At 67.5% G+C, this 16,468-nt stretch carries 16 protein-coding genes; 6 read left to right on the forward strand and 10 right to left on the reverse strand.

All coding sequences use genetic code 11. The features are described from left to right. Window positions 1–92: 92 nt before the first annotated feature. Both DWF00_RS13875 and DWF00_RS13880 read right to left on the reverse strand, forming a co-directional pair. Window positions 93–866 carry an SDR family NAD(P)-dependent oxidoreductase gene (locus DWF00_RS13875; RefSeq protein WP_114832057.1) on the reverse strand — a complete coding sequence of 258 codons (774 nt, stop codon included), beginning with the start codon at window positions 864–866 and terminating at the stop codon, window positions 93–95. Window positions 867–1,313: 447 nt separating this feature from the next. Then, window positions 1,314–2,585, reverse strand: coding sequence for a molybdopterin molybdotransferase MoeA (locus tag DWF00_RS13880; RefSeq protein WP_114832025.1), 1,272 nt, complete (start codon window positions 2,583–2,585; stop codon window positions 1,314–1,316). Window positions 2,586–2,858: 273 nt separating this feature from the next. Here DWF00_RS13880 and DWF00_RS13885 point away from each other — a divergent pair, with 273 nt between their 5' ends. From DWF00_RS13885 to modA, 4 genes are read left to right on the forward strand one after another with little or no spacing between them, the layout of a single operon-like run. Further along, complete coding sequence (locus DWF00_RS13885) at window positions 2,859–3,911, forward strand: ABC transporter substrate-binding protein (RefSeq protein WP_114832024.1); 1,053 nt, start codon at window positions 2,859–2,861, stop codon at window positions 3,909–3,911. Window positions 3,912–3,923: 12 nt separating this feature from the next. After that, a complete protein-coding gene (locus DWF00_RS13890) occupies window positions 3,924–4,964 on the forward strand; it encodes a FecCD family ABC transporter permease (protein ID WP_342769098.1) in 1,041 nt (346 codons plus the stop codon). Further along, a complete protein-coding gene (locus DWF00_RS13895; RefSeq protein WP_245973894.1) occupies window positions 4,957–5,778 on the forward strand; it encodes an ABC transporter ATP-binding protein in 822 nt (273 codons plus the stop codon). Before DWF00_RS13890 ends, DWF00_RS13895 begins: the two co-directional genes overlap by 8 nt. After that, the gene (gene modA / locus DWF00_RS13900) at window positions 5,775–6,551 is read left to right on the forward strand and encodes a molybdate ABC transporter substrate-binding protein (protein WP_114832021.1); all 777 of its coding nucleotides are present in this window, start codon (window positions 5,775–5,777) and stop codon (window positions 6,549–6,551) included. The genes DWF00_RS13895 and modA overlap by 4 nt, the downstream gene beginning before the upstream one ends. 117 nt (window positions 6,552–6,668) lie before the next feature. Here the strand turns inward: modA and argE are convergent, their stop codons facing one another. From argE to DWF00_RS13940, 8 genes are all read right to left on the reverse strand, one after another. Next, window positions 6,669–7,817 carry an acetylornithine deacetylase gene (gene argE / locus DWF00_RS13905; protein ID WP_114832020.1) on the reverse strand — a complete coding sequence of 383 codons (1,149 nt, stop codon included), beginning with the start codon at window positions 7,815–7,817 and terminating at the stop codon, window positions 6,669–6,671. Between the two features lie 22 nt (window positions 7,818–7,839). After that, window positions 7,840–8,910, reverse strand: a complete 1,071-nt coding sequence (locus DWF00_RS13910) for a Glu/Leu/Phe/Val family dehydrogenase (protein ID WP_114832019.1) — start codon at window positions 8,908–8,910, stop codon at window positions 7,840–7,842. A gap of 25 nt (window positions 8,911–8,935) precedes the next feature. Further along, window positions 8,936–9,892, reverse strand: coding sequence for a DMT family transporter (locus tag DWF00_RS13915; RefSeq protein WP_114832018.1), 957 nt, complete (start codon window positions 9,890–9,892; stop codon window positions 8,936–8,938). Then, window positions 9,889–10,629 carry an alanyl-tRNA editing protein gene (locus DWF00_RS13920; RefSeq protein ID WP_114832017.1) on the reverse strand — a complete coding sequence of 247 codons (741 nt, stop codon included), beginning with the start codon at window positions 10,627–10,629 and terminating at the stop codon, window positions 9,889–9,891. Before DWF00_RS13920 ends, DWF00_RS13915 begins: the two co-directional genes overlap by 4 nt. Window positions 10,630–10,750: 121 nt before the next feature. Then, complete coding sequence (locus DWF00_RS13925; RefSeq protein ID WP_114832016.1) at window positions 10,751–11,581, reverse strand: AraC family transcriptional regulator; 831 nt, start codon at window positions 11,579–11,581, stop codon at window positions 10,751–10,753. 212 nt (window positions 11,582–11,793) lie between these two features. Next, window positions 11,794–12,330: a GFA family protein gene (locus DWF00_RS13930; protein WP_181832846.1), complete on the reverse strand. Its 537-nt coding sequence runs from the start codon at window positions 12,328–12,330 to the stop codon at window positions 11,794–11,796. Between the two features lie 25 nt (window positions 12,331–12,355). Next, a complete protein-coding gene (locus DWF00_RS13935; protein WP_114832015.1) occupies window positions 12,356–12,544 on the reverse strand; it encodes a glutathione S-transferase family protein in 189 nt (62 codons plus the stop codon). 233 nt (window positions 12,545–12,777) lie between these two features. After that, window positions 12,778–14,247 (reverse strand): flavin-containing monooxygenase, encoded by a 1,470-nt coding sequence (locus DWF00_RS13940; RefSeq protein WP_114832014.1) that lies wholly within the window; start codon window positions 14,245–14,247, stop codon window positions 12,778–12,780. Window positions 14,248–14,456: 209 nt separating this feature from the next. On the opposite strand from DWF00_RS13940, the gene DWF00_RS13945 reads away from it, so the two are divergent. Further along, window positions 14,457–14,915 (forward strand): pyridoxamine 5'-phosphate oxidase family protein, encoded by a 459-nt coding sequence (locus DWF00_RS13945; RefSeq protein ID WP_114853033.1) that lies wholly within the window; start codon window positions 14,457–14,459, stop codon window positions 14,913–14,915. Next, complete coding sequence (locus tag DWF00_RS13950) at window positions 14,912–16,381, forward strand: GAF domain-containing protein (protein ID WP_114832012.1); 1,470 nt, start codon at window positions 14,912–14,914, stop codon at window positions 16,379–16,381. The genes DWF00_RS13945 and DWF00_RS13950 overlap by 4 nt, the downstream gene beginning before the upstream one ends. Window positions 16,382–16,468: the final 87 nt, after the last annotated feature.

Here is a 16,468-nt window from a genome sequence, read left to right on the forward strand (position 1 = left end):
AGCGGCGTGCGCGTGAAGGCAGTGCATCGCGCTTCGCCGCCCGAGATATCCGAGGCGAAGCGATGCATGAGGGCAGGCTTGGACCTGATCCTTTAGTCGTCGACCGGCACGGTGTAGTTCAAGATCAGGCGGCCGCCATCGGGATAGATGGTCTGGCCAACGATGTAGGAGGCATCGTCGCTGGCGAGGAACGAGGCCACGCTCGCGACTTCGGAAGGCTCGCCGCACCGCCCGATCGGAGTGCGGGACAGCACGGCACGGCGTTGGGTTTCGTTCGCCATGACCGTCTTGGCCAGCTCGGTCAGGATGGTTCCCGGGCCGATCGCGTTGACCCGGATGCCGTGGCGGATGAGCGAGACCGCCATCACGGCCGTGAGCTGCTTGATGCCGCCCTTCGACACTGCGTAGGCAACGGAATTCGGAATCGCCAGAATGGCGTTGATCGAAGACATGTTGATGATCGAGCCGCCGCGGCCCTGGGCGATCATCACCTTCGCGGCGGCCTGGCCGATCAGGAAGGGCGCCTTCAGATTGATCCGCTGGATGCGGTCGAAGATTTCTTCAGGGAAGTCCACGAACTCGGCCTGATGGATGATCCCGGCATTGTTGACGAGGATGTCGAGGCCGCCGAAATCCGCCACGGCCTTGTCGACGAGCTCGGTCGCCATCGGCTTCGAGATCGTCGCGAGATCGCCGGCCCACCACGACGCGCGCTCGCCAAGCCGTTTGGCGTGGTCTTCGACTTTCTGCGCCAGCACGTCGACCAGCAGGACGTTTGCGCCCTCGGCATGAAAGCGCTCCGCGCAGGCAAGGCCAAGGCCCTGGGCAGCGCCGGTCACGATCACAGTCTTTCCCTGGTGTTTCATCATCGGCTCCGAGGTGCGGCGAGGCGGCATGTCGCGTGGGCGCAAAGCGTACGCCGCCGTTCATCGCAACCGGCGGCCCCAGCGAGCAAGCGCTTCCTGTGACTGACGCCATGCCGCGCGAGCGGGGCGCTCTGAGCCCGGCCATCGTTAGACTTATGTCTTGGCGTCCCCGTCGCGCCGCGGAGCCTCCGCAGTTGCATCGCCCCGCCTTCAGCCCGGTGATTGTGAACGGCCATTGCGCGTCAAGTGATCGCCTGGGGCGTCTGGATCACGCTGTCGAAGTCGCTGGCGCTGTTCCGCTGAGGGATGAGCAAACGGCGCCCCGCGCCGGCGGAACTGACGACAAGCATCCTCGGGTCTGCTTCGCTGCTCCCAAATGACGATAACGATTGACGTGACTTCGCCAGGCTCGGCCGTTTTGCCCGCGCTGTGGTTTTGCGTGGGGCGTCAGATGATCGTGCGAAAGGGGTGGAACAGCATTTGGTCGCCGGGCTCGATATCGGCCCGCTCGGCTGCGATCTCGGCGAGCCCGTCCGCCAGTGCCAGCGGCCTCAACCTGGCCGAGCCGCCGCGCCCGAGGATCTCGATGCCGATCCGGCCGTAGCCCTGCTCGATCAGCCGGGCCGGGACAAATTCGGTTCGGCCGGTGCGGTGCTGGAAGCGGGACAAGCTGCTCAGGGGATAGCCGGCCGGGCGTCGTTGCGGTGCGCCTGTCAGCGCGCAGACCATGGCCTGGCCGAGCAGCAGCCACGAGACCAGGCTGGCGACCGGGTTGCCGGGCAGGCCGAGATAGGCGCAGGCAGCGATGCGTCCGACGACCGTGAACTTGCCCGGCTTCACCGCCATGGCCAGCGTCTCGGCGTGGCCTCCGGCCCGCTCGACCGCGGCGGCGGCGTGATCCTCGCCGCCGACCGAGGCGCCGCCGCTGGTGACGACGAGGTCGCATTCCCCGGCGAGTTCGCGCAGGCGCGCGGCGATGGCATCCGCGTCGTCGGCGATCCAGCCGCCATCGCGCACGTCCAATCCGCCAGCCGAGATCAAAGCCAGCAGCATGGCGCGGTTGGAATCGTAGATGGTTGCGGCGTCGAGCGGCTGGCCCGGCTGGCGCAGCTCGCTGCCGGTCGAGACGACCGCGATCCGCGGGCGGGCGACCGCCGTCACGTGACCATAGCCTTGCCCGGCGATCAGGCCGATATGGCGCGCATCCAGCCGCTCGCCGCGATCGAGCAGGCGTTCGGGCGGGTCGATATCCTCGCCCCGCGGGCGCACGTTGTCGCCGGCCCGGACGGCGCGCGCGAGCACGATCTTGTCGCCAGCGCGTGCGACATGCTCCTGCATCGCCACCGCATCGGCGCCGTCGGGCAGGAGCGCGCCGGTGAAGATGCGGGCGGCCGCGCCCTCGCGCAGGGCCCGACCCCGCCGCCCGGCGGGCAGGCGCTCGGTCACGGCCAATTCGGTTCCGGCCGCCAGCCCGTCGCCGCCGGCGAGCGCGTAGCCGTCCATGGCCGATTGCGTGAAGGGCGGAATTGCGACGCGCGCCTCCAGCGGCTCGGCGAGGACGCGGCCGACGCCGGCTGCCAGGGGAACGCTTTCCGTCCGCGTGATCGGCTTGGTAAGGCTGGTTGCCCGCGCACAGGCCTCCTCGATCGACAGCAGGCGCGAGGGCTGGGCGTCGCTGCCGGCGACACGGCTATCCGGCAAAACCTGCTGTCGAGTCATTGGACGCTCCGCTCTGGCATGCCAGAGCATGTCATGAAACGGCCGCACCCGCCAAGATCGTTGCCGCTCCTCCGGCGCGCAACTTAAGTAGCTTGTGATTGCCATCGCTATGCACAGCCGAATATAACGTGAATGTAGCGTGCGGTTTCGGGCAGGCCGGGCGCACCATCGCAACCGGGTGATTTCGCCAGTTTGGCGATGATCCGCCGCCGCCGTAATTTCAAGCCGCCTATCGTCGTGAGCTCATAGGGCAGGGCAGGAGCAAGACCCGAGATGACAATCCGCGCTGCAATCGCTGCCCTCGCCCTCGCGGCGGTCTCGCTCTTCGCCGCGCCGGCCGTCGCCGACAGGCTGGTGACGGACCAGTTGGGGCGGCAGGTGAAAATCCCAGACGCCGTCTCGCGCGCCGTCGTGCTCCAGCATCAGGCCCTGAACCTGATCGTCCAGCTCAATGCGACCGACGAGGTCGTCGGCATCCTCGACGACTGGAAGCGGCAGCTCGGCGCCAACTACGTCCGCCTCGCGCCGCAGCTCGAGACGCTGCCGACGCCGGGCGGCCTGACCAAGGTCAATATCGAGGCGCTGCTCAAGCTGAGGCCGGACGTGGTCTTCGTCACCCACTACGCCCCGCCCGACATGATCAAGCAGATGGAGAATTCCGGCCTCGCGGTCATCGGCATCGCGATGATGTCGGCGCCGCCCGCCGAGGCCGCCAAGCTCAATCCCGTGGTTGCGGACGAGGAGGCGGCCTACGCCACCGGCTATCCCGAGGCGATCCGGCTGATCGGCGACATCCTGAACCGCAAGCAGCAGGCGGAAGAGCTGATCTCCTACTCGCTGGAGAAGCGGAAGGTCGTGCAGGACCGACTGGCCGACCTCACCGAAGCGCAGCGCGTGCCGGTCTACATGGCCAATCCCGACCTCACGACCTACGGCACCGGCAAATATACCGGGCTGCTGATGCGGCGCGCCGGCGCGGCCAACGTCGCCAGCGCCATCGTTGGCTACAAGCAGGTCTCGATGGAAGACGTGCTGAAGTGGAATCCGGCCGTCATCTTCGTGCAGGAGCGCTACCCTTCCGTCGTCGACGAGATCAAGCGCTCGCCGGCCTGGCAGCCGATCGAGGCCGTCAAGAACGGCCGCGTCTACCTGATGCCGGAATATGCCAAGGCCTGGGGCCACCCGATGCCGGAGGCGCTGGCGCTCGGCGAGCTCTGGATGGCCAAGACCCTCTATCCCGACCGCTTCGCCGATATCGACCTGCAGAAGGAGGTCGACGCCTATTACCGGCGCTTCTACCGTACAGGCTACGATTCCTTCCACTGAACCGGCCGGCGCGTGGCACAATCCAGTTCGGCCGAGGGCATGCGGCCCGGCCTCGTCATCGCCGTCCTGGCGCTGGTGCTGCTGGCCGCCTCGCTGGCCTCGCTCGGCCTCGGCCGCTACGAGATCCCGGCGCTGCGGGTCGTCCGCATCCTGCTCTCCGGCATCGTTCCGTCCGATATCGGACTGTCCGAGATCGAGCGCAACGTCGTCTTCAACGTCCGGCTGCCGCGCATCCTGACGGCGATCTGCGCCGGGGCAGGGCTAGCGCTCTGTGGCGCGGCGCTGCAGGGCGTCTTCCGCAACCCGCTGGTCGGGCCGCACATCATCGGCGTCTCCTCGGGCGCGGCCTTTGGCGGCACGCTGGCGATCCTGCTGAGCGGCTCGCAGAGCCTTTTGCTGCTGCTCGCCTTCGCCTTCGGCGTGCTGTCGCTGCTGATGGTCTACGCCCTGCACGCCCTGGTCGGGCGCCGCGACATGCTGGCGCTGGTGCTGGCCGGCGTGATCATCGGCGGCTTCTTCGCTGCGCTGGTCAGCTTGGCGCAGTATCTCGCCGATACCGAGGAGAAGCTGCCGCGGATCGTGTTTTGGCTACTCGGCAGCTTCGCCACGGCCGATTACGACAAGCTCAGGCTGATGCTCGGCCCGGTCGTGCTCGGCGGCCTGCTGCTGATGCTGCTGCGCTGGCGCATCAACATCCTCTCGCTCGGCGATGACGATGCGCAGGCGCTCGGTATTTCCGTGGCCGGCACGCGCTGGCTGATCCTGGTGCTGATCGGCCTGATCGTCTCGGCCCAGGTTGCGGTCAGCGGCGTCATCGGCTGGGTCGGGCTCGTGGTACCGCATATGGCACGCATGCTGGTTGGGCCCGACCACCGCCCGCTGCTGCCCGCCTCGATGCTTGCGGGCGCGCTCTACATGGTCCTGATCGACGACCTCGCCCGGACGATAACCGATAGCGAGATCCCATTGGGCATCCTGACCGCCCTGCTCGGCGCGCCGATCTTCGCGCTGATCTTCTTCCGCAGCCAGCGGGGAGGGCGCGGCCATGTCTGAGGCGGTCGTACCTGAGCCGATGATCGTGATCGCCCGGGCCGGGCACAGCTATGACGGCAAGCGCTGGCAATATCGCGGCCTCGACCTTGCCGTGGCGCGCGGCGAGGTCGTCGCGGTGCTCGGGCCGAACGGCAGGGGCAAGTCGACGCTGCTGCGCTCGATCGTCGGGCTCAACCGGCCGACGAGCGGGACGATCCGCACGAACGGCCCGGTCGGCTTCGTGCCGCAGGATTTCAGCACGCCCTTTCCCTACAGCGTGCTCGACATCGTGCTGATGGGCCGGGCGCGCCATGTCCACGCGCTCAAGGTGCCGGGCAGGCGCGACATCGCCATCGCGCGCAAGTCGCTGGCCGCGCTCGACATCGAAGCCTTCGCCGAGCGCCAGTTCGATTCCCTCTCCGGCGGCGAGCGGCAGCTCGCTTTGATCGCCCGGGCGCTGGCCAGCGAATGCCCGATCCTGCTGCTCGACGAGCCCGCCTCGGCGCTCGACCTCAAGAACCAGGACCTCGTCCTCGGCTTCATCCGGCGCATCGCGGGCTCGGAAGGCCTCACGGTCGTCTTCACTACGCATCAGCCCAACCACGCGCTTGCCGTCGCCGACCGCGCCTTGCTGATGGGCGAGGGTGATCGCACCCTGATCGGCGATCTCGCCAGCGTGATGACCGAAAGCAATCTCGCCGCGCTCTACCATGTGCCGGTCCGCATGATCGGCTATGAGGAGGAGGGGGCGGAGCTGACGACTTTCGCGCCGACGTTTCGCTCGCAATTGGAGCGCGCCCGCAGCCTCGGCTCAGCAAATGAGGGCGAGCCATGACGGCCGAGGAAGCTCGCTCGACCGCCGCGCGCGAGCGGCCCATTCTGCTCCATGCGGCGGGAAGCCTGCGCGCCGCTTTCGAACAGCTCCTGCCAGCCTTCGAGCGGGCGCATGGACAGGAGGTCCAAGCCACCTTCGGACCCGCGGGCCTGCTGCGCGAACGCATCGAGCGCGGCGAGCCTGCCGATCTCTTCGCATCCGCCAACATGGCGCATCCGAACCGGCTCTTCGAACTCGGCCTGTTCGACCAGCCCGTCTGCTTCGCCCGCAACCGCATCTGCGTGCTTGCGAGGCGCGATCTCGGCCTCACTACCGAGAACCTCGTCGACAAGCTGCTCGATCCCGCGGTGAAGCTTGGAACGTCGACGCCGCAGGCCGATCCTTCGGGCGACTATGCCCAGACCGTATTCGAACGGATCGACCTCCGGCGCCCGGGAGCCGGCGCTGTCCTCAAGGACAAGGCCCGGCACCTCGTCGGCGGAGCCGAGCCGCCCGCCGTGCCAAAGGGACGCATCGCCGCGGAATGGCTGATCGCGACCGGTGAAGCGGATGTCTTCCTCAGCTACTGGACCAGCGCGCTACCGTTGGCGGGAAACGCCAGTTTGGCGGTGATAGAGTTGCCGCCGCAATATTCAGTCGTCGCCGAATATGGCCTCGCCGCAGCGATGGAGGCCGCTGCCGCCGCTTTCGCGTTGAAGCGCTTCATTCGATCGACGGAAAGCTGGGAGATTCTTCGGAGTAACGGCTTCATGCCTCCGATTGCGTGCACCTGACGACGACGTTCGCGAGGCAATCCGCGCCGACATCGCCGAGTGGCCCGATGTCGACGATCGACGCCATGAAGATGGCGCACCGCTTCGGACGATCGCATCAGCGACCAACCGTCAGCTTCACGGACCTCCAGACGAGGTTGCCCGATCGGAGGGCTGGAGCTCGGATGCGGCCCAACACGCGACTTCCGCAAGAAAGCGGTCGGCAGCCATGACCTGCTCGGTCTCGATCCATTCGTCCGGTTGATGGGCCTGGGCGATGGAGCCGGGCCCGCATACGACGGCGGGAATACCGGCTTCCTGGAAGAAGCCGGCCTCGGTTCCGAACGGCATCGCGAAGCTTGGCCGAAGGGCGCCCAGGCCGACAGCCAGTTCGGTTGCCATCCCGTCCGGATCGGGCGCCAGCGGCGGCACCCGCGTCAGCAACTCCGTCACCTGGACGATGCCCGAGGGGGTCGCTCGGGCGAGAAAGGTATCGATCGTGGTGCGGATGGCGGCCACGTCCGCTCCAGGCGACGGGCGGAATTCCCAGACCACGTCGCAGGCCCCCGGGACGATGTTGATCGCCGAGCCACCGTCGATCCGTCCGACGTTGAACGTGGTCTGGTCGATCCCCGAGCCGGCATCGTCGCCAAGGGCCTTCAGAAAGGAGGCGAAGGCGGAGGCCGGGTAGATCGCACTCGCGCCGGCGCTCGGGTCGCTCGAATGGGCCGGCCTGCCGGTGAAGCTGGTGCGGAAGCCGAGGAAGCCGCGATGGCGGTCGCCGATCCTCATCTGCGTCGGCTCGCCGATGATCGCCAGTGCGGGCCTGGGCTCATGGGCCAGCAGATCGGCGATGAGGCGCGGCACGCCGAAGCAGCCGACCTCCTCGTCGTAGGACAGCGCGATATGGATCGGTCGCTGCAGACCTGCAGCCGCTATAGCCGGCAGCGCGGCGAGGCAGCAGGCGACGAACGCCTTCATGTCGGTCGTTCCCCTGCCATGGAGCCGTCCGTCCTTCTCGGTCAGGACGAAGGGATCGGACGACCAGGACTGGCCATCGACGGGGACGACATCCGAATGGCCCGACAGGACGATGCCGCCCGGCACGGCAGGCCCGAAGCTTGCCAGAAGGTTGGCCTTCGTCCTGGTGTCGTCATAGGTCAGGCGGATGCGCGCGCCGAACGGCTCGATGGCGGCGACCGCCCAATCGACGAGCTCCAGATTGGAGCGGTGCGAGGTGGTGTCGAACCCGACCAGGGTTCGCAGCAGGGAGACCGAGTCGTTCATCGGTGGTGCTCCGCCGGCAGGGTCAAGCCGCGAGCGACGGCGCCTGCCTGGCGCGAGCGGCGCGCAGGCGTTCCTGGGCGAGGTCGATGGCCGTTGCCTGCGTCGGCTTGCCGTCTCGTTCCGCGCGTTCGAAGATCGCCGACAACGTCGCGGCGAGGCCTTTGAGCCTGTCATCGAGCAGCGCCTGCGCGAAGCCGTCGCGTTCCAGGGCGACCCGGATCATGCCGCCGGCGTTGATGACGAAATCGGGGGCGTAGAGAATGCCGCGCTCGCGCAGGCGTTCGCCATGCGCGTCACAAGCAAGCTGGTTGTTGGCCGCGCCGCCGATGATCGCGCAGCGCAACTGGGGCAACGTCTCGTCGTTCAGGACGGCGCCCATGGCGCAGGGCGCGAAGATGTCGGCCTCGACCGCGTAGATCGCCTGCGGACGAACCACTTCGGCGGAGAAGGCCGCCGCAGCCCTGGCCGTGCGATCCTCGTCGACATCGGCAACGACGAGCCTCGCGCCGGCCTCGGCGAGATAGCGGCACAGATGCCAGCCGACATTGCCCAGCCCCTGGACGGCAACCGTGCGGCCTGACAGCGTCCGCCCGTTCCAGCGGTGCCGCGCAGCGGCCTCCAGCCCGAGGAAGACGCCAAGAGCCGTCGTCGGAGACGGGTCGCCGGTGCCGCCCAGCTCGACCGGCAGGCCGACGACGTGGCGCGTCGTCTTGTGGACTTCGGCGAAGTCGGCGACCGTCGTGCCGACATCCTCGGCTGTGATGTAGCGGCCGGCCATGCGATCGACCGCCCGACCCATCGCCTGCAGCAGGGCCGGCGTCTTCTGCCGGCGCGGGTCGCCGATGATGACCGCCTTGCCGCCGCCGAGATCGAGGCCTGCGGCCGCGGCCTTGTAGGTCATGCCGCGCGACAGGCGCAGCACGTCGCGCAGGGCGTCTTCCTCGCTCGGATAGGGATACATCCGGCAGCCGCCCAGCGCCGGCCCGAGCGACGTGTCGTGAATGGCGATGATGGCGCGCAAGCCGCTGTCTGGATCGGACACGAAGACGACCTGCTCGTGATCGGCAAAGGATTCCGCGGAAAAGACGGTCATGATGGCGAACTCCGGTCGGTACGGATCAGGGGCGTGGCAGGGGAGCCGCCAGGCCAGGCCTGTCGGGCGCCTTTCGGTGAAGGGTCGCGAGCGCGAAGCCCGCCAGGATCAGCGCGATGCCGATGAGGTGGAACGGACGCACCGGCTCGCCGAGCACCAGGAAGGCGAGGGCGGCGGTGAAGAGGGCGACGAGATGGAACGAGGCGCCGGTGACGGTCGCGCCGAGCGTGGCGACGCAGCGGTTCCAGAGCACGAAGGCCAGCAGCGAGGCGAAGATGCCGATATAGAGCACGGCGGCGAGCGAGCCGGCGTCACGCGGGATCGTCGCGCCATGGCTGAGCTCTACGGCCCAGAAGGGCATCAGCACGATGAGGCCGGCCGCCATCGTCGCCGCGAGAAAGACGAGCGGGTCGAGTTCGGCGGGCTTGCGCCGGAGCAGCACCGAGTAAAGTGCGTAGTTGGCGACGGCGACGAGGACGAGAAGCTCGCCGCCGCCGAGCGAGAGCTGTCCGAGGCTGCCGACATCGCCGCGCGACACGATCCAGGCGACGCCGACGAAGGACAGGGCGATGCCGCAGAGCGTTCTTGGCGCGACCCGCTCGACGCCGAGCGCGAATGCGGCCAGCGGCACCATCAGCGGCAGGGTCGAGTTCAGGAACGCGACGCTCGCGGCGGGCACGGTCTGCAAGGCGAGGTAGCCGAGGGCGTTGTAGCCCGCGATGCCGAAGGCGCCGCAACCGAAGATGAGCATGACATGCCGACGCAACAGATGTCGCTGCTCATAGGCGCGTCGCGCTACGAAGGGCGCGAGCACGGACAACGCCACCACCCATCGCCCGACGGCCAGGGAGACCGGCGGAAAGGTCGGGCCGAGCGCACGGCCAAGCACGAGGTTGCCGGCCCAGAACAGGGGAGGGAGCCAGAGCAGGAGCGCGGGACGGGCCCATAGGCGTGCCGCGAGGGCCACGACGAGGCGCCTCATGCCATGCCTTCGGGTGCGATACCTTGGAGGCCGACACGCAGGCGACGGTTGTGGCGGCCCTTGTTGTCGATCTTGAGGATCCGGAGCGGGCGCGACGCGCCGGTCGAGGCGAGATGCGTGCCGCCGCAAGCCTGGCGATCGAGCCCGACGATCTCGACGATCCGGACCTGTCCGTCAGATGTCGGCGGCGGCGCGACCGAACGCGACCGGATCAGGCCGGGCTCGGCATTGGCCTGCGCTTGCGTCACGAGGGTGTCGCGGACGACGAGGTTCTGGCGAATGACGTCGTTGATCGCCGGTTCGAGCGCCCTCAGACGATCGTTGTCGGCCTCGGGCAGGTCGAAATCGATCCGGGCGGTGCCATCCTCGTTCATCTGGACGCCGGTGACGAGCGCGCCGTCGAACGACTGGTAGACGAGCGCGTTGACGATGTGCAGATCGGTGTGAAGCTCGCGCATCAACTGTCGGAAGGCCGGATCGACCTCGGCTTCGACCGGCCCGGCGGGCAGTTCGACGGTATCCGCCAACAGGTGCCAGACCTCGCCGTCCTGCACGTCGAACCCGACGATCGCGCTCTCGCCATCCGCCCAGCGCAGGAGACCGCGATCGGCCAGCTGGCCTCCGCCTCCGGGATAGAACGGGCTCTCATGCAGGAGCAGCCGGCCGGGTGCCGAGGCCGCAATAGTCGTCGAAAGTGTCAGCGTGTCGGGGTTGTCGAGGCAGTAATAGCGAGCCATGCCGAAATATCCTGAAGCTTGCGAGCGCGTCCGGCACCGCATCGCGGTGGCCGGCGGCCCGGTGTTCAGGACAGGGTGGCAGAGTTGCGCCGGCCGCTATTGGCTGGAATTGCGCGGCGCGTCAGCCGCGCGCGGCGCGCTGCCATTGCAAGGGCGTGATGCCGAAGCAGCGCTTGAAATGGCGGTTCAGCGCGCTCTGGTCGCAGAACCCGGCCGCCAAGGCCGCCGCGACGATGGGCGTACCCGCCCTGAGCTCATGCAGCGCCGCCTTCAACCGGACCTGGGTCAGATAGGCATGGGGTGTCAGCCCCGTCGCGCGCTTGAAGAGCCCGATGAGCTGGAACGGCGTCAGGCCGACCGCCGCACCCATGTCGTCGAGCGTCAGTTCCTCCGCATAGCGTTCGAGCATGAGCACCTGCACCTGGCCTGCAAGTTCGCTGTCGCGCGGTGCGGCCGGGATCCGCCCGCCGCCGCAGCCATGGCGCCCGAACAGGACGCCGAAGCTGCGCACCAGAAGCTCGCGCTCCTCGAACGGGTCGCGGCAGTCGTCGAGGGCCCGATGCAGCGACAGGAAGGACGCCACCAGCGCCTCGTCCCTGAAGACGTTGGCGGTGAAGTAGGGCGTCGCCGCGATGCCCAGCGAACGGCCCACCGCATCGATGGCGGGCTGGCTCAGATAGAGGCCGCGATAGCGCCAGCGTCGGCTCCAGCCCATGCGCCCGGAATGAGGCTCGGCCGGGTTGAACACCAGCAGCGCAGAGGCGCTTGCCTCCTCCGTCGAACCGCGGCTCTTGAACTGCGAGCCGCCGTCTTCCGTCACGGCGACGACGAGGGCGTCGTGGCTGTGGGGCGCATAGTCATGGCTGGTGAAGTCGGCCGCAAGACAGCTCAGCCCCGGGACATGGGCATCCTTCCAGTAGCGTGAGCTGTTGCGCGTATCGATCCGAGCCAAGCTGCGGTTCCCTAGAGCGCGATGCCGAAAAGTGGGAGCGGGCTTTCGGCTGACATCATGCTCTAACTTTTTGATGAGAGACGGACTCATCATAGCAGGCGACCGCATCGGCTGCGATCCCTGCATCCTCTATTGCGGTGCCGCAATGGAGGCCGGTTTGCGTCGCAGTGCGCGCGCAGACGCCGTTCAGGGGCGTGGTGGAAGCCCGCGCGTCATGCCGGCACGCCTTGCACCTTGGGCACGCGAAAGCCCATCGCCACCCAGGCGGAGAGCAGCCGCCACATGAACTTCCCCGAATGGGTGGCGTAGTTGGGGATGTCGTCGGGCAATTCGACGCCCTTGCGCCGGTCCGCGGTCATGACCCGCATCTGCAGCGGCGGCGCGCCCTCGGGCAGCCGGTCACGATAGACGCTCAGCCAATGGCCCTTGGTGAATTCGAGGAACATCGCCGAATTGCAGCACGTTGCCACCATGCGCCGAGTCTTCGACTCGGGCTTGAGCCGATGCGCCTCCAGCCGCTCGCCACCGCCCACGCAGCGGATGCGATCCTTCCGATAAAGGACGAAGGCCGTCCCGCCATCGGCGTCGAGCACCGGCGGCGCATCGGCCAGTTGCTCGATCCGCCGGCCGGCCTCCTGGCAGCTCTCGCAATGGCAGGCGACGCTCAAGATCGGCGTGCCTATCGCCTCGAAGACGACGGTGCCGCACCGACACGACACGGTCAGGGATCTGCGCGGATTCGCGTTCATTCGGCTCTCCATCTCGGTTGCGCCTTCATGCCGGTGCGTTTTCGCGGAACGGCTGCATCTGCGCGTCCAGCGCCCGGGCGAAGGCGGGGCGCGTCACGCAACGCCGGTGGTAGGCGTCGAGCACCGGGAACTGCGCCAGGAGGCCTGATTCGACCAGTTCGCGCAGCACGGTCGTCATGATCAGGTCGCCGACGGGGGCACGAGTCACGCTCATGCAGCGTCGCTGGAACGAAACGGAAGGAGGCGCGATCATGGGACGGCTTATGTTGATATCAACTCAATGAGTCAACCGACGGCGTTCAACCCGTCGCGGCTAAGGGGCGTGCGTTGGGGAATTATGACGACGATCCCATAAGGCGAACCTGTTGGCACCGCGATCTATACCTAGGCAACTCGATTTAGGTCAACGTGACAACATGCTCAAAACACTAGGTATTTCGGAACGACTCAAAGCCGTTTGGTGCCGAAGCCGCATGCGACTGCCTCCGCCCTGAGACGCGCTGGCGCGTCGGGACAGCAATCCGGACCTTGAAGCCGGAAGCCCGACGGCGAGAGGGGACCATGAAGAAGGAAATCCTCGAGATCAGGCCAGCGGGATGGATCGGGATCGACGCCGGCGAGCCTCGAGAAGGCGAGGGCCAGTGCGTGCATCACAGGCTGCTCGCCGGCAAGCCGGCGCGCGCGCGCCTCCGAGAGACCCGCCTCCATCTCCTCCTGCAGCGGCCAGGCCTGGTCTCCCGAGAGAACCTGCGCAATCCAGCGGGCCTGGAGTTCGAGCACCGGAAGCTTCGGGCCGACAAGGTTATAGAAGCCCAGAAAGGCGAGGCCAGGCAGGTCCGGATGGAAGCTGTGACCATGCAGATCCGGGCCGCCAGACCGCGCCCCGATGCGTTTGACGGCGTCCTCCGGCAGCAGGTCGAGCGCTGCGCGATAGCCCGTTCCGAGAATGATGGCGTCAGGCGCATGGCGGCTGCCATCGTCGAAGACGACATCCTTGCCCTCGACGCGCTGGATCCACGGCCTGACCGTGATTCGCCCCTCCGCAATTGCGGGCAGGAAGTGCTGGGCCTGCGTGATGCCGGCGGCGAAGATGTTCTCGTCGGCGGCAGGCGCCCCGAACTGATCTGGCCGACCGGCGGCGCGCGTGACCATGGACTTGATCTCCATGGCCAATCGATCCGGAGGCAGTTGCGCTCCAGCCAGGGCCGCCGCACGGGTGAACATGATGTGGTCGGTGGGCACGCCGGCGATGATCTTCGGCAGGACGTAGCGCTGGCGCCGATAACTCGCCGTCACCGAGGCCGCACCTGCCAGAGCGAGCTCCGACGCGATCTCCAGCGCGCTGATCGAGCAGCCCGCGACCAGCACGGAGCGCCCTCGATACCGATCGGCACCATGGTATTGCGCGCTGTGGATCGCGCCAAGCGCACCGGTAAACCGGTCGAGCCCGGGTATCTCGGGCGTGAGCGGGACGCCTTCCGCGCCGCAGGCGAGAACGATTTTTGCAAACGTCTCGACCGCCGGTCCTTCGCTCCCGTCATATTGGATTGCCCAGCCCTCCTGGCTGCGTTCGATCGCGGTCACCCGGGTCGATAGCCGCAGGCAGGGCAGGAGGCCGAACTCCTCGGCATAGCGCTCCAGATAGCTCAGCATCTGCTCCCGGCGGGGAAAGAGCGGGACGTCGGCGTCGTGATCGAGATCGGAAAACCGGCTGAGGGTGCGGCTGGTGTTGGTCCGCATTCCCGGCCACGTCGCGCTTGCCGCTCCATCCGGGTTCCATTGCCCGCCGAGCCGGGCTGCCGCCTCGAACAGCACGGGCTTGCAGCCATGGCGCGCGAGCCAGCGCGCGGCGACAAGCCCGGCCGGACCTGCTCCGATGATGGCGATTCGACGATCATTGCCTACGCGTGCCTGCATGCTGGCCTCCCATTTTGCGGAGGCAGCACTAGCGGCGGTCGCGCGCTGGCGGTTCCTAAATGATTGCTAAGCGCCGGCGTCCGATCCTAATTGTTCGCTAGAGCATGATGCCGAAAAGGGGGCACCGGTTTTGAGACGACATCGTGCTCTCACTCTTTGATGAGAGACGGATTCAGATTTCCGGCTCTAGGCGGCGTTGGGGGCAGGGGTTGATCCAGATCGATGCGGAAACGGCCCGCTTCCTTGCCAGCCCCGTGATGATCATCCTGGGAACGGCAGACAGCCTGGGGCGTCCGGCAATCGGCCGCGGACTGGGCTGCCGCTTCCATACTGACGGTCGGATGGAGCTTGCCTTCTCGCGCTGGCAATGGCCGCGCACGGCAGCCGACATTGCCGCGACGGGACAGCTCGCAGCGACCTGGGCGCGGCCAAGCGACTACGTGTCCTACCAGCTCAAGGGGAGAGCTGAGCTGCGCGAAGCCGGCCCAGGCGAACGGGATGCGGCGCAGCGCTACTGCTCCGATGTCTCGGGCGTGCTCACGGGACTTGGGGTTGCGCCCGAGCAGGTCGCCCATTGGCTGACGACCCAGGACCTCGTCCTCGCGCGACTGACCGTCACGGAGGCCTATATCCAGACTCCAGGCCAGCGCGCTGGAGTGGCCCTGTGACGCTGACGCTCGCAGACCTGTCCGGCTGCTTCGACGGCGTCATTCCATCGATCATCGCGACGGCAGCCGCCGACGGCAAGCCCAACATCTCCTACCTGTCTCACGTCGCGATGGTCGATGGCGAGCGCGTGGCCCTCTCCAACCAGTTCTTCGCCAAGACCGCCGCCAATATCCGCGCGAACCCGCGCGCCCGCCTGCTGCTGGTCCATGCGCGCAGCGGCCGGCAATTCGCCCTGGACCTGCTCTGGGAGAGCTCCGCCGACCGTGGCGCATTGTTCGAGCGGATGGCGCGGGATCTCAAGGCGAGCAGCGCGCAGATCGGGATGGGGGATGTTATGCGCCTGCGCGCGATCGACATCTTTCGCGTCGTGGGGATCGAGCCATGCCTGTCGGCGAGCGAGGCAGCCCCGTCCGAACCTGCGCCTGTCCTGCTGCGCGACGTCGCGCCGGCCATGAGCGAACTGACTGCGCAGGACTCGATCGCGGCACTGCTTGACGCGCTCCTGGCCTCGGTTCGTCGCCTCGCCGCCTGCGATCACGCGCTCGTGCTGCTTCCTGAACCGGCGCGCGCTGCGCTCGTCACGATGGCGAGCGTCGGCTACCGGCAATCCGGCATCGGATCGGAGGTCCCGATCCGGGAAGGGCTGATCGGCGAGGCTGCCGCGGGCCGCAGCACGTTCAAGATCAACGACGCCAGCCGGCTGCAGCGCTTCTCCCAGGCCATTGCCCGGTCGGAGGCCAACGAAGACCGGACGCGGTCGATCGCGCTGCCCTCGCTCATAGGAGGGCTCAGCCAGATCGCCGTGCCGATGATCGCGCAGGGCGAACTCAGGGGCGTGCTCTTTGCAGAAAGCCCCGCGCGCCTGGCCTTCGACGCCGATCGGCAAAGCACGCTTGAGATGCTCTGCCAGCAGGCCGCAAGCTCGCTCGCGCTGCTGGACGCAACCGCGGAGGAGGGGCCTATGACCTCTTTGCCAACCGCTGATCGCCCTGCGGGAGTCGACGAGCCCGTTCACGTCACGGCCTACGCCTTCGACGACAGCGTCTTCATCGGCGACACCTACGTGATCAAGGGCGTCGCAGGCCGGCTGCTCGTTTTCCTGCTCGAGCGCTCGATGGCGGAGGCGCGCACCGAATTCACCAACCGCGAAATCCGCCTCGCCAGCGAACTGAAGCTGCCGGAGTTCAAGGACAATCTGGAGACGCGCCTCCTGCTCCTGCGCCGGCGCCTCGACGAGAAGCGCCTGCCGGTTCGCCTGGAGCAGATCGCCCGCGGCCGCATCCGGCTCTGCGTGACGGGGAGACCGATCATCAGGCTTCGGTGGGTGCAAGGGAGCAAACGACAGCAAGTCGCTTCTGCGCCACTTCCGGACATCCCGAGCGTGCTCGAAAGCGGACGTTGCAGCCAGGATGGCAATCGCCAAATCTCGATCCAGCTGGGATATTTGAAGATTGGTCTCCGGTGACCGGAGTCAGCATCGGAACGATACGCCCGAAGGGGGGATGCCGGCTTCAAGCTGATCGCGAACGGGACAGAGCGAGTGGGTGCCGGC

Origin of the sequence: Allobosea caraganae (assembly GCF_003351345.1) — a bacterium.
In the GTDB taxonomy this organism is placed as follows: domain Bacteria; phylum Pseudomonadota; class Alphaproteobacteria; order Rhizobiales; family Beijerinckiaceae; genus Allobosea; species Allobosea caraganae.

Excerpts from the sequence above, each read along its gene's own strand:
- DWF00_RS13875 (WP_114832057.1), bottom strand. The coding sequence starts at position 866 with ATGAAACACCAGGGAAAGACTGTGATCGTGACCGGCGCTGCCCAGGGC.
- DWF00_RS13880 (WP_114832025.1), bottom strand. The coding sequence starts at position 2,585 with ATGACTCGACAGCAGGTTTTGCCGGATAGCCGTGTCGCCGGCAGCGAC.
- DWF00_RS13885 (WP_114832024.1), top strand. The coding sequence starts at position 2,859 with ATGACAATCCGCGCTGCAATCGCTGCCCTCGCCCTCGCGGCGGTCTCG.
- DWF00_RS13895 (WP_245973894.1), top strand. The coding sequence starts at position 4,957 with ATGTCTGAGGCGGTCGTACCTGAGCCGATGATCGTGATCGCCCGGGCC.
- modA (WP_114832021.1), top strand. The coding sequence starts at position 5,775 with ATGACGGCCGAGGAAGCTCGCTCGACCGCCGCGCGCGAGCGGCCCATT.
- argE (WP_114832020.1), bottom strand. The coding sequence starts at position 7,817 with ATGAACGACTCGGTCTCCCTGCTGCGAACCCTGGTCGGGTTCGACACC.
- DWF00_RS13910 (WP_114832019.1), bottom strand. The coding sequence starts at position 8,910 with ATGACCGTCTTTTCCGCGGAATCCTTTGCCGATCACGAGCAGGTCGTC.
- DWF00_RS13915 (WP_114832018.1), bottom strand. The coding sequence starts at position 9,892 with ATGAGGCGCCTCGTCGTGGCCCTCGCGGCACGCCTATGGGCCCGTCCC.
- DWF00_RS13920 (WP_114832017.1), bottom strand. The coding sequence starts at position 10,629 with ATGGCTCGCTATTACTGCCTCGACAACCCCGACACGCTGACACTTTCG.
- DWF00_RS13930 (WP_181832846.1), bottom strand. The coding sequence starts at position 12,330 with ATGAACGCGAATCCGCGCAGATCCCTGACCGTGTCGTGTCGGTGCGGC.
- DWF00_RS13935 (WP_114832015.1), bottom strand. The coding sequence starts at position 12,544 with ATGAGCGTGACTCGTGCCCCCGTCGGCGACCTGATCATGACGACCGTG.
- DWF00_RS13940 (WP_114832014.1), bottom strand. The coding sequence starts at position 14,247 with ATGCAGGCACGCGTAGGCAATGATCGTCGAATCGCCATCATCGGAGCA.